Genomic DNA, 12,318 nt, shown 5'->3' on the forward strand with positions numbered 1-12,318 from the left:
GCCCGCGAAGAGGCCGGCACACCCAGCATCAATGTTGCCAGGCAGAACGCTTTCGCGAGCAAGCCCGCTCCCACATTGGATTCACGCTGCTCTGGAACATTTCGATGACCCAACACATCGCCGAACTGCTGATGTACACCGCCCCCGAACCCATCCACCAGGCCAACGAACGCTGGCTGGCGCGAATCCTCGAGCACCTGGGCGACACCCGCAGTGATGCCGAAGGCCTGTCACTGCTGGACCTGTGGCTGTCGCCGCACTTGCTGCTCACACAAACCTGCGGCTATCCGCTGATGACGGCATTGCGCGGCAAGGTCCGGGTGCTGGGCCGCCCTCGTTACGAACTGCCGGACAGCAGTGGCGGCAATCATTGCAGCCTGATTCTGGGACGCCTTGATGATGCACGGCCAACCCTGGCGGATTTTCGCGGCAGCCGAGGCGTGATCAATGGCCAGGACTCCAACAGCGGCATGAATTTGCTGCGCCACCGGTTGGCGCCGCTGCAACGTGACGGGCGGTTTTTTGCTCAGGTCGGAATCAGCGGCAGTCATCGCGAAAGCCTGCGCTGGTTACGCGAAGACCTTGCCGATCTGGCGGCCATCGACAGCGTGACCTTTGCCTATCTGGCGCGCCACGCTGCAGAGGAAGTGGCCGGTTTGCGCGTGATTGCCCGCAGTGCGCTCAGTCCTGCCTTACCGTTCATTACCGCCGCGACGGTCAGCGATGAGCAGGCCGTTGAGCTCTTGCGGGTGATGAACCTGGCGTTGCGCGAGTTGCCGGACGTTGCCCAAACCCTCGGTTTACCGGAGGTACTGCCCGCCAGCGAAATCGACTATCAGGTTGTGCTCGACTATCAACGTGAGGCCGAAACATTGGGTTATGGACGATTGAGGTGATAGGTCCATTTTCGCTGTAGGAGCGAGCTTGCTCCGGGCGGCGTTCCGACGAAAGCGGCCTATCAGGCACACCTTTGTTTAATTCTATAAACGAATATAAAAATAAGTTTTAAATATTATTAATGAATAAGGCTCCTTGCTAGGATTCGCCTCACCGGACCACCGGACATTCAGCGACCCCTAACCCAGGAGCCCCTATGTCCGGCGCCGATATTCTTCATCGCAAACACGTGGACGGATTGTTCCGTGCTCACTACCACTGGCTCTGCACGCGCCTGCGTCAGTCTCTGAACGATGCCGCCGCTGTCGAAGACATTGCCTGCGAAACCTTCGTGCAATTGCTCCAGGCCCCTGGCCTGACGGCCATCCGTGAACCCCGTGCCTTGCTCACCACCATCGCCCGGCGCCTGCTCTATCAGCGTTGGCGTCGAGGTGATCTGGAGCGCCAGTATCTTCAGCAACTGCAACAGGCCGAGCCGATACACGCCGAATCGCCGGAGGCACTGGCTCAGATGTCCCAGACCCTGACCCGTGTGGATCGCAGTCTTCAGCGGCTGCCAGGCAAAGTGCGTTCGACCTTCCTGCTGTCGCGGATCGACGGCCTGACCTATCCGCAAATTGCCGCTGCGCTGGGCATCTCGTTGCGTTCAGTCAGCGACTACATGACCCGTTCCCAGGCCCTGTGCGACCGGCACAGCGCCAACCAATCCCTGAACCGTCCACTCCAGAACAAGAGGTCCGCATGAGATCGATCAAAACCCTGCTCGGCAGTTCGTTGCTGGCCCTGAGCCTGTTGTCCCACCCGGCCTCGGCCACGGAAAAAGCCGCGCCTATCCACTTTGGCGACATCACCTGGGAAAGCGGCAGCCTCATCACCGAAATCCTGCGCCTGATCGTTGAAAAAGGTTACGGCTACCCGACCGACACGCTCCCGGGCAGCACCGTCAGCCTTGAAGCGGCGCTGGCCAAAAACGATATCCAGGTCATCGGTGAAGAGTGGGCCGGACGCAGTCCCGCCTGGGTCAAGGCGGCGGCGGAGGGCAAGGTGTTTGGCCTCGGCGATACGGTCAAAGGCGCCACTGAAGGCTGGTGGGTGCCGGAGTACGTGATCAAGGGCGATCCCGAGCGCGGCATCAAGCCCTTGGCTCCGGAGCTGAAATCCGTTGCTGATCTGGCGAAGTACAAGGACGTGTTCCGCGACCCTGAAGACCCGAGCCGCGGGCGCTTCCTCAACAGCCCGACCGGTTGGACCTCGGAAATCGTCAACAGCCAGAAACTCAAGGCCTATGACCTGACCGCCAGCTACGTCAACTTCCGCACCGGGTCCGGTGCCGCACTGGATGCCGAGGTGGCGTCGTCGATCCGCCGTGGCAAACCGGTGCTGTTCTACTACTGGTCGCCGACACCGCTATTGGGGCGTTTCAAACTGGTGAAACTCGACGAACCGCCGTTCGATGCCGAAGCCTGGAAAACCCTGGCCGACGCCAACAACCCGAACCCCAAAGGCACGCGCTCGATGCCGGCGAGCCTGGCCATCGGCGTATCGGCACCGTTCAAGGCGCAATACCCGGACCTGGTGACGTTCTTTGAAAAGGTCGATTTGCCGATCGATCTGTTGAACCAGACCTTGGGCCAGATGAGTGAAAAGCGGCAGAAACCCCGCGAAGTCGCCGAAGCGTTTTTGCGTGAGCAGCCGCAGGTGTGGAAGGGCTGGGTGCCGGGGGAGGTGGCCACCAAGGTGAGTGCCAGCTTGTAGTTTTGTAGTGTCTGGAAGGTAGCCATCGCGAGCTTGCTCGCGATGCGATTTGAAGCCTTACGCCAACTCGGCGACCAGTGCCGCTTTCACCGCCGGCCGCTGATCCACCCTGGCTTGAAATCTTGCCAACGCCGGCCATTCATTCAATTCAATGTCGAACAACCGAGCCCAACGCAGCACCGTAAACAAATACGCATCAGCAATGCTGAACCCGCCCGCCATCAAGTAATCCTGCCGCTCCAACGTCTGGTTCAACACGGCCAAACGCTTGAACAGTTTCTCCTTGATCAACGCTTTCACTTCATCCGGAAACCGTGCGTTAAACAGCCAACCGAGCCCGCCATGAATCTCCGTCGAGATGAAGTTCAGGCATTCCTGCAACCGTACTCGCTCGAATGTCCCCTGCGCTGCGGCCAGTTTCGCTTGCGGCTGTAGATCAGCCAGGTATTGCAGAATCGCCGGCCCTTCGGTCAGCACTTCGCCGTTATCCAGTTGCAAGGCAGCGACGTAACCCTTGGGGTTGATGGCGAGAAAGTCGTCGCCGTCGGCCGTGGTTTTGCTGATGTTGTCGACACGGATCAAATGGAAAGGCAGTTCCAGTTCACGCAGCACGATATGCGGCGCCAGCGAGCAGGCTTGTGGGGCGTAATACAGCTTCATGGGACGGGCTCTGGATGTGGATTTACGCCAGTGTCATAGTGCCCAGTGCCCCCGGTAAAATTAATTTTTCAGAAAACTACCATAAGGAAAGCTACTGCCATGATGAACCTGATGCACTGGCGAATGGTGGTGGCCGTGGCAGACACCGGCAACATCACCCGGGCCGCCGAACGGGTCGGCATGACCCAGTCAGGCGCCAGCCAGGCCCTGGCATTGATCGAGGAAAACCTCGGTGTTCAATTGTTCACCCGGGAAAACCGCCAGACATTGCCGACAGCCATCGGCCTGCCGGTCATCGAGCAGGCACGGACCATGCTCGGCGCGCTGCAGGCCATTCGCAGCACCGTCGAGGCCGCAAAAGGTGTTGAACGCGGGACGATTCGCCTGGCCAGTTTTCCCATGGTACTGGCGACCTTTCTGCCGCCGTTGCTGCGTCAGTTCAACCGGCTTTACCCCGGCATCGAGGTGGTCGCCCTGGAAGTCAGCGATGACGAAGTGGAAACCCTGCTCGGCGCGGGGCTGGTGGATGTCGGCGTGGTGCTCAATCCGTCTGCCGAGCGCAAGGCCAGTCCTTTGGGACGCGATGCCTGGATGGCGGTATTGCCCGGGGGCCATCCGCTGGCGCGGCGTTCCCATGAAGAAGGCGTCTGCCTCGAAGAGTTGGTGACGCAACCTTTTGTACTGGCCACGGGCGGTTGTTCGACCAATGCGCGAAGCCTGGCTGCCGATGCGGGGCTGCAACTGCAGGATGTGCGCGTCGAGGTCCGTGAGTGGAGCAGTGCGTTCACCCTGGTGCGGGAAAACCTCGGCGTGAGCCTGGTGCCGGAGATGACGCTGCCGGGCAATCGGCAAGGTTTGCGCGTCGTACCGGTGTTGCCGCGGATCGAGCGCGAGTTTGCCTTGGTGGTCGCGGCGAACAAACCGCCGTCGGCGGCGGTGCAGGCGCTGCTGGACATGCTCGACGGACGGTAACCCCCGACAAGCTGCTGAACCGATTTTGTCCTCAATGCTGGCCGACTAGTGGCCTTGAAAGCCCAAGGTTGCCTCGCTGTGTGGCGATCCAGGCGGCAACCTGCGGCCATTCAAGGCAAGCCATTGCAGCAATGCTTCAGGAAACCGGGGTGTTGCGCCAGGCGTTTGAAATATTCATCGACGGCGGGGTAGTCGGGACGGTCGATCGGCGTCATCAGCCAGCGATTGACCGACAAACCGATGACAACGTCGGCGAGAGTAAACTGTGGTCCGGCGACATACGCCTTGGTGGTCGCGAGTTGATGTTCGAGGATGCCCATCTTCTGGTTCCAGCCGCGGATGCCGACGTCGATGCGATGCGCGTCCTGGAACTCCGGGTCCTTGCGCACCAGTGCCATGAACGCATAACTCCACGATGGATTGAGCTCGGTGGCTTGCCAGTCCATCCACTGTTCCACCCGGGCGCGTGCCGCGGGTTCGCCAGGCAGCAGCTCGTGGTGGTGTTGGTGTTTGCCGGCCAGATAGCGGCAGATGGTATTGGATTCCCACAACACGCCGGCTTCATCGATGATCACCGGCACCTGTGCGTTGGGATTGAAGCGCAGGAACTCGGGGCTGTGGGTGGACGCGAAGCCACTGCCCCAGTCCTCGCGTTCGTAGGTTATGCCCAGCTCCTCACAGGTCCACAGGACTTTTCGGACGTTGATGGACGAGGCTTTGCCGAGAATCTTCAATGTGTGTTCCATTTGAGCTACTCCATCGCGAAAGGCGTAGGTGTAATTGTAGGAGTGGTCTGTAGGAAAGGCGTTTCGACAGGTTTCCGCTGCCTACGATTTATTGCGTCATTGCCTACAACTACGCCAGAATCCGCCGGCTTGTGCGCCTGGTATCCGGACTCTATCGTTCCGCGTCGCTGCAAATTCAGCGATCGGGTTTCGCAGCCCGGGTATCTCTAGACGCATGGCGTCCACCGTTCGTGATCAGGTGATTTTGTGCCTGGCAGTTCACGTTATGGCGGCTGTGTGTGGGAGACCTTCGGGTCTACCGGGTTCTAGAGTCCCGGTCTGCGACCCGCGTACAGCTGCCACCCTTCGTATCGCAGCGAGACGTGGCAGCTCCATTACTCTAGGAGCATCACCATGTTCAAACCCACGCCGAACCCCCCACGCAATCCCAGCCCAATGTTCTCCATCTCACCCGGTATCAATAACGAAACTCTGTTGGCGCACGCCTGCGAATCGTTGGCCTCGGCGAGCGTCATGACCAATGACTTTGCTGCTTTTCTGGAAGGCAGTCAGCGCAATACGGCGCTGGCGATCGCACAGATCATAATGCTGGCCACAATGGACAGTGTTGATTCAGGTGCTCTGGAGAACCTTCAACTTAAACCCCATATTTTTTTCGCGTTGCGGGTCTTGGGCAGGCAGTTGCAGCCCGGGAATAATATGGTCTGTATCCGGAGGATCAACTACGGAGTTTCGATTCTCGTCGAACTGATCAGGTCTTTGACTACAGTTGACTGATTCGATTTTCGCGTGGCCAATCCAAGTATCGCCTTCGGCCAATCAAGCTGAAGTGCTCTGTAGTGCAGGTCAGCGCGTTGAATTCGTTGCATCGATGCGGGTACTACCGCAATACCCATCCCGGCAGATACCAGGTTTACAGCGGAAGATAGTTGGGGGGCCTGCTGACGGATGGTCGGATTGAACCCGGATTGCCGGCAAGCGGCCACGATATCCGCACTCAGCCCATAACCGGATTTGCGTGAATACAGGATGAAATTCTCCTGCCGTAAATCAGCAAGCGACAGACGCTTGCGTGACGTTAATGGGTGGCCGTCAGGCAGGACAACAATAAGTGGTTCTTCGGATAAGGTGATGAAGTCAATGTCGCCGCCCATAGCAAACGGAGGCCTGACAAACGCAGCGTCAATTTCTCCACGGCCGAGCCTGGAAATAAGAGATTCGCTATCGTTCTCCTCAAGGTTTACCTCCACCTTGGGGTGTTGTCGCTGGTAACGGCTGATCAAACCGGTGACGGTATCATTGAACGAAGCGGATTCGGTGAACCCCAGGTTCAACGAGCCGATCTCTCCTCGTGCAGCGCGCCGCGCATTTTTTTGGGCGTCCTCGGCACGCGCAAGAATATCTTGTGCCGAGACCAGAAATACCCTGCCAGCATCACTGAGTATGACGCCGCGTCCTACCCGGTGAAAAAGCGGCGTACCAATTTCATCCTCCAAATCACGTATTTGCTGTCCAAGCGGGGGTTGGGCGATCCCAAGTTGTTCGGCGGCTCGTGTGAAATTCTCCGCTTGGGCCGTGACTACGAAATAACGTAGATGCCTGAGTTCCAATTAGGACTCCAAAGATACTAATTCTGTATTTTCTAAATATTAGACATTTTATTTGTCTGCCGCCATGCTTCTTCTGCGTCAAAAATACCGTCAGTGCTTCGGTCAGAACGTTTACGGTCCGAGAATTAGGAGAGCTTCATATGAAACCAACTCGATATCTGCGTGAAAAACTATCCTCAGGTTCTCCTGTGATAGCACCAGGCGCTTATGACGGTATATCCGCTCGACTGGTTGCCATGGCGGGTTTCGACGCGGTCTATGCCAGCGGTGGTGCGATTGCGCGTGCTGCTGGATACCCGGACATCGGTCTACTGAGCTTCAGCGAAGTATTAGAACGGATCGAGAAAATTGTTGAAGCAAGTGGCTTGCCAGTGATTGCAGACGCCGATACGGGATTTGGGGGATCAGCCAATGTTCAGCGCACGGTTCGAGCTCTTGAGCGTGCCGGTGTCGCCGCCTTCCACCTTGAGGATCAATCGTTTCCCAAGCGCTGCGGCCATCTGGACAACAAAAAATTAATAGATGTAAGCGAGATGTGCCTAAAAATTCGGATTGCACGCCATACGCTGATCGATCAGGACTGCATGATTATTGCCCGTACCGATGCAATTGCGACAGAAGGTTTTGAGTCTGCGTTAAGCCGAGCCGAGCAGTATGTGAAGGCAGGTGCAGACATGATTTTCGTAGAAGCCCCGGAGACACTGGATCAAATTCGCACGATTGCCCGGCGCATCCCAGGGCCAAAACTGATGAATATGTTCTACGGTGGCAAGACTCCCTTAATGCCCATTGAAGAACTGTCCTCTCTTGGCTACCAGCTCGTCATTATTCCTTCGGATATGCAGCGCGCTGCAATACACGCGATGCAAGTCGTTCTGACTGAGATCAAACGCACAGGGGATAGCAGCGCCATGGCAGCACAATTGACGAGTTTCGAGGAGCGCGAAAAAATCGTTCAGACCAGCCGGTATCTTGCCTTGGACTTGTTATAAACCCAGCTATGAAGTCGGGCCTCAGGAACTGAGAAAGTTCAAGATGTAAACCGAGTCCTCGGAACATAGGAAAGTGATATGGATGTTCAACTCATAACAGTGGCCGGTTTGGTAACTGTGACAATCGCGTTATGGGCAACACGTAGACTTCCTGAGTACTTGACTGCACTTATGTTCTTCGCGACCGCGATGATCCTCCATGTCGCTCCTGCTTCCTTGATTTTCTCTGGGTTTACCTCCGCCGCATTCTGGCTCGTTATCAGTGGCTATGTCATTGGAATCGCTATCCGCAAGACAGGATTGGCTTCTCGATGTGCGAGGGTGCTCGCGGTTCATCTTTCCAGATCATATCCACAAATGGTCCTTGGAATTGTCGGCCTCACTTACGCGCTCGCTTTTGTTATGCCTTCCAATATGGGGCGTATTGCGCTACTGATGCCGATTGTCCTGGCGCTTGCTGATCGAGTGGGTTTCAGGGAGAAAAGTCCAGGGCGTATTGGTCTTTCACTTGCTGTCGGCTTTGGAACCTTCCAGCTTTCGGCATCCATTCTGCCGGCGAACGTTCCAAATCTTGTCATGGCGGGGGCCATCGATACCACGTACGGGTTGCAGTTATCCTATCTGCCCTATTTGATATTGCATGCACCCGTACTTGGCATTCTCAAGGGGCTTGCACTATGTGCATGTATCGTCTGGTTGTTTCCAGATAAAGCGGGAAAAAGCACAGAGGTGGAACCTGCTCGCCCTTTGAGTCCTAAGGAAAAGAGGTTGGGTATCCTTCTTTTGATGACTCTGGGACTCTGGCTTACTGACTCCTTACACGGCATTTCCCCTGCATGGGTCGGTCTCGTGGCAGCTTGCGTATGCCTCCTTCCACAAGTCGGCTTTGTATCCAGTGAAGAGTTTGGTCAAGAGGTAAACCATCGGACGGCAGTCTATGTCGCAGCAATCCTCGGACTCGCCGCACTTGTAGGACAAAGCGGACTTGGAACATTAATTGGTAATGAAGTACTTACCCTCGCACCGTTGGATCCGGCTTCACCGTTCGGCAGCTACACCTCAATCGTAGGTCTTTCCACGCTGCTAAATTTTGTGGTTACAGCGAACGGAGTACCAGCGCTATTTACTCCCTTGGCACAGTCGTTAGCCACCGCATCCGGACTGCCGTTACTTAGTGTTCTAATGATTCAGGTCATCGGGTTTTCAACACCGCTCCTGCCTTACCAAGCCTCTCCGATTGTTCTCGCTATTGAAATGGGAAGAATCCCTTTCATGGCAGCGTTACGATTGAGTCTTGCGCTTGCATTCATTACGTATGTTGTATTGGTTCCCATCAATTACGGATGGTTCGTCTTTCTGGGTTGGTTGCCGTGATCCTGCAGCCAAAACTGTGACCCGTTCTTATGGGAACTGATCCCGACACGGCAGACACGGCAAACTCCTTGAACCGTGTCGCCGAACGTGTCTTTAAGTACTCTCGCGCACCTTCAACTCAAACCCCATGTCCTGCACCGGTTTGGCCACGGTGTTGCCGGCCATCAGCGTCAGCATCTGCTCCGCCGCGCGGCGGCCGATGGCTTCGCGTGGGGTGTTGATGCTGCTCAGGCGCGGAACCATGTGTTCGGACATGGGCAAGTCGTTGAAGCCGAGGATCGCCACTTGCTCGGGGATCTTGATTCCGTGTCGCATGGCTTCAAGCAAGGCGCCCTGGGCCAGGTCGTCGTTACCGAAGAAGATCGCATCGACATCCGGATGACTGGCCAGCAGTTGCAGGAACAGTTCGCCGCCGAGGCCGACGGAGGATGAGCGGGGCGTCAGCACTTCCAGGTCCGGGTCATACAAACCGGCCTTTTGCAGGGCTTTGCGGAAGCCTTCGCCACGGAGCAAGGTGCGCTGGTCGAGTTGCGCGCCGATGTAGGCCAGACGTTTGCGACCCCGGGACAACAAATGCTCGGCCGCGGTTTCACCGGCGGCCAGTTGCGAGAAGCCGACGCAATTGAGCCCGGCCGCACTGTCCAGCTCCATCATGTACACGCAAGGAATGTTGCTGGCTTCGATCATCCGCCGCGAACTTTCGGTGCGATCGAAACCGGTCAGCAGCAGGCCTCGGGGTTGATAGGCCATGTAATTTCGCAGCAGGTTTTCTTCTTCATCGCGGGAGTAGTGGAAGTTGCCGATCAGCACTTCGAAGCCCTTGGGGCGCAAGACCCGATGAATGGCTTCCAGGGTGTCGATGAACAGCAGGTTGGACAGCGACGGCACCAATACCACCACCGACTGGCTCTGGGCCGAGGCCAGAGCACGGGCGGCAGGGTTGACCACATAGTTGAGTTCCAGCGCCGCTTTCTGCACCTTTTCCACCAGTTCAGTGGCCACGGTGCTGACGCCCCGCAGGGCGCGGGAGGCGGTGATCGGGCTGACGCCGGCCAGTCGGGCAACTTCGTTCAGGGTAGGGCGGCCAGTGGTGCGGGTATTTTTATCGTTCTTGGTTGTGTTCATCGACGGCTTGCCAAACAAAATTCAAGGCACTAAGGTAGCGCTGTCTCGATGCAGCTGCAAATGCGTGAGCGAGGGTTCGCCTGATCCTCGCTTTTTGGTGTCGGGACCTAACCTGCTGCAACCCATAAAATGACAAGAAAGGCGTCGGCAACTTCTGCTTTTGATCTAGTGTCATAACTGGCAAAGGTAGCGCTGTCTGCGCGCTGAGGTGTTACATGAATCATCCCATCACCGCCCTGGTCATCATGGGCGTTGCCGGTTGCGGCAAGACGTGCGTCAGCGAGGCCCTGTGCCATTTGAGCGGCGCCACGGCCATTGAAGGCGACTCTTTCCACCCTGCCGCCAATATCGAAAAGATGAGCGCGGGGATCCCCCTGAACGATGAAGACCGCGCCGGCTGGCTCGACAGCCTGTGCGATGAACTGCGCCGTGTCGACGCCAAGGGCCAGCGCCCGGTGCTGACGTGTTCGGCGCTCAAACACATCTATCGCGAACGTTTGCGCAGTGCCTTGCCGGGCCTGGGCTTCGTGTTCCTTGAACTGACCCCCGAAGTGGCCACCGACCGCGTCTCCCATCGGCCAGGCCACTTCATGCCGTCGACCCTGATCGACAGCCAGTTCGCCACCCTCGAATCGCCCGTCGGCGAGCCGTTGACCCTGGCGCTGGATGCTTCGACCCATAGCGTCGATGAACTGGCCGTTCAGGCTCACCACTGGTGGCTTGAGCATGGCTTGAAGCGTGCCGGTTAATTTTGCTTGCAGAGATAGCGCTGTCCTTATGGCTTTCGAATTTCCCGCTTTAATAACAACAACAACCAGGAGACACCCCTAATGTTTGGCATGTCCCACGAGACGTTCCTGCTGCTCGATGCAGTTGTCACGGTGATCGGGCTTATCGTCCTGATTACCAAGTTCAAGTTGCACCCGTTCATTGCCCTGATCATTGCCGCCGCTTTCCTCGGGCTGACCTCCGGCATGCCGATCGGCACCATCATCAAGGCGTTCCAGGACGGCTTCGGTGGCGTGCTTGGCTTTGTCGGCATCATCCTCGCGCTGGGCACGATGCTCGGCAAAATGATGGCCGAATCGGGTGGTGCGGATCAGATTGCGCAGACATTGATCCGCGCCTTCGGCAAGGACAAGGTGCAGTGGGCGATGATGTTCGCTGCGTTCCTGGTCGGTATTCCGCTGTTCTTCGAGATCGGCTTCGTGCTGCTGATCCCGTTGGTGTTCATCGTGGCCCGCCGCACCGGCGTGTCGATCATCAAGATCGGTATCCCGTTGCTGGCCGGTCTGTCCGCCGTGCACGGCCTGGTGCCACCGCACCCGGGTCCGCTGCTGGCCATCGGTGTGTTCGGTGCCGACATCGGCAAAACCATTCTGTACGGCCTGATCGTTGCGCTGCCAACCGCCATCATCGCTGGCCCGATCTTCGGTACGTTCATTGCCAAGCACATTCCCGGTCATCCGAATCAGGAACTGGTGGATCAACTGGTGCGCGATGAGGATGCAGGCGATCTGCCTAGCTTCGGCATTACCCTGATCACTGTGCTGTCACCCGTGTTCCTGATGTTGCTCAAGACCTTTGCCGATGTGGTGCTGCCGGACGGCAACTTCTTCCGCACTTTCATGGACCTGATCGGTCACCCGATCTCGGCCCTCCTGCTGGCGTTGCTGCTGTCGCTGTACACCTTCGGCTACAAGCAGGGCATCGGTTCGCAACAGATGCTCAAATGGCTGGATGCGAGCCTTGCACCGACCGCCGCGATCATCCTGATCATCGGTGCCGGTGGTGGCTTCAAGCAGATGCTGGTAACCAGTGGTGTAGGTGATGTGATCGGTCACATGGCGGTGGCTGCACAGATATCGCCGATCCTGCTGGCCTGGCTGGTGGCAGCGGTGATTCGTATCGCGACCGGTTCGGCGACCGTGGCGACCATTACCGGTGCCGGTATCGTAGTGCCGGTGGTGGGGATGATTCCGGGTGTGAACCGTGAGTTGCTGGTGCTGGCCACTGGTGCAGGTTCGTTGATCCTGTCCCACGTCAACGACGCCGGTTTCTGGCTGGTGAAGCAGTACTTCAACATGACCGTGGCGGAAACCTTCAAGACCTGGACGGCGATGGAGACCATCCTCTCCGTGGTCGGCCTGGGCTTTATTCTGTTGTTGTCGTTGTTCGTCTGATTCA

Annotated in this window: 12 protein-coding genes and 1 pseudogene; 9 read left to right on the plus strand and 4 right to left on the minus strand. The window is 57.5% G+C overall.

Annotated features, from left to right (window positions below):
- The first annotated feature begins 104 nt into the window (after positions 1 to 104).
- From AC1D19_RS07275 to AC1D19_RS07285, 3 genes are all read left to right on the plus strand, one after another.
- A complete protein-coding gene (locus AC1D19_RS07275) occupies positions 105 to 896 on the plus strand; it encodes a phosphate/phosphite/phosphonate ABC transporter substrate-binding protein (RefSeq protein WP_477762811.1) in 792 nt (263 codons plus the stop codon).
- 197 nt (positions 897 to 1,093) lie between these two features.
- Entirely contained in the window at positions 1,094 to 1,642 is a 549-nt protein-coding gene (locus AC1D19_RS07280) for a sigma-70 family RNA polymerase sigma factor (RefSeq protein WP_477762812.1), read from the plus strand.
- Positions 1,639 to 2,652 (plus strand): ABC transporter substrate-binding protein, encoded by a 1,014-nt coding sequence (locus AC1D19_RS07285; RefSeq protein WP_057399024.1) that lies wholly within the window; start codon positions 1,639 to 1,641, stop codon positions 2,650 to 2,652. Before AC1D19_RS07280 ends, AC1D19_RS07285 begins: the two co-directional genes overlap by 4 nt.
- A gap of 57 nt (positions 2,653 to 2,709) precedes the next feature.
- On the opposite strand, the gene gstA is transcribed toward AC1D19_RS07285, so the two are convergent.
- Complete coding sequence (gene gstA / locus AC1D19_RS07290) at positions 2,710 to 3,312, minus strand: glutathione transferase GstA (RefSeq protein WP_477762813.1); 603 nt, start codon at positions 3,310 to 3,312, stop codon at positions 2,710 to 2,712.
- Positions 3,313 to 3,411: 99 nt separating this feature from the next.
- Between gstA and AC1D19_RS07295 the strand changes: the two genes are divergently transcribed.
- Positions 3,412 to 4,284, plus strand: a complete 873-nt coding sequence (locus tag AC1D19_RS07295) for a LysR family transcriptional regulator (protein WP_477762814.1) — start codon at positions 3,412 to 3,414, stop codon at positions 4,282 to 4,284.
- 110 nt (positions 4,285 to 4,394) lie between these two features.
- Here AC1D19_RS07295 and AC1D19_RS07300 read toward each other — a convergent pair whose 3' ends face one another.
- Complete coding sequence (locus AC1D19_RS07300; RefSeq protein WP_477755082.1) at positions 4,395 to 5,030, minus strand: glutathione S-transferase family protein; 636 nt, start codon at positions 5,028 to 5,030, stop codon at positions 4,395 to 4,397.
- 393 nt (positions 5,031 to 5,423) lie between these two features.
- Here AC1D19_RS07300 and AC1D19_RS07305 point away from each other — a divergent pair.
- A pseudogene (locus tag AC1D19_RS07305) lies at positions 5,424 to 5,630 on the plus strand (DUF6124 family protein); the annotation flags it as partial.
- Between the two features lie 122 nt (positions 5,631 to 5,752).
- On the opposite strand, the gene AC1D19_RS07310 reads toward AC1D19_RS07305, so the two are convergent.
- Positions 5,753 to 6,640 carry a LysR family transcriptional regulator gene (locus AC1D19_RS07310; RefSeq protein WP_477762815.1) on the minus strand — a complete coding sequence of 296 codons (888 nt, stop codon included), beginning with the start codon at positions 6,638 to 6,640 and terminating at the stop codon, positions 5,753 to 5,755.
- 140 nt (positions 6,641 to 6,780) lie between these two features.
- On the opposite strand from AC1D19_RS07310, the gene AC1D19_RS07315 reads away from it, so the two are divergent.
- Complete coding sequence (locus AC1D19_RS07315; protein ID WP_477762816.1) at positions 6,781 to 7,632, plus strand: isocitrate lyase/PEP mutase family protein; 852 nt, start codon at positions 6,781 to 6,783, stop codon at positions 7,630 to 7,632.
- Positions 7,633 to 7,710: 78 nt separating this feature from the next.
- Positions 7,711 to 9,006 carry an SLC13 family permease gene (locus AC1D19_RS07320; RefSeq protein ID WP_477762817.1) on the plus strand — a complete coding sequence of 432 codons (1,296 nt, stop codon included), beginning with the start codon at positions 7,711 to 7,713 and terminating at the stop codon, positions 9,004 to 9,006.
- Positions 9,007 to 9,099: 93 nt separating this feature from the next.
- On the opposite strand, the gene gntR is transcribed toward AC1D19_RS07320, so the two are convergent.
- Entirely contained in the window at positions 9,100 to 10,131 is a 1,032-nt protein-coding gene (gene gntR, locus AC1D19_RS07325; RefSeq protein ID WP_477762818.1) for an HTH-type transcriptional regulator GntR, read from the minus strand.
- Between the two features lie 215 nt (positions 10,132 to 10,346).
- On the opposite strand from gntR, the gene AC1D19_RS07330 reads away from it, so the two are divergent.
- The gene (locus tag AC1D19_RS07330) at positions 10,347 to 10,880 is read left to right on the plus strand and encodes a gluconokinase (RefSeq protein ID WP_477762819.1); all 534 of its coding nucleotides are present in this window, start codon (positions 10,347 to 10,349) and stop codon (positions 10,878 to 10,880) included.
- Between the two features lie 81 nt (positions 10,881 to 10,961).
- Positions 10,962 to 12,314: a GntP family permease gene (locus AC1D19_RS07335; RefSeq protein ID WP_477762820.1), complete on the plus strand. Its 1,353-nt coding sequence runs from the start codon at positions 10,962 to 10,964 to the stop codon at positions 12,312 to 12,314.
- Positions 12,315 to 12,318 lie beyond the last annotated feature (4 nt).

The sequence above is a fragment of the Pseudomonas sp. P1_C12 genome, from assembly GCF_056406435.1.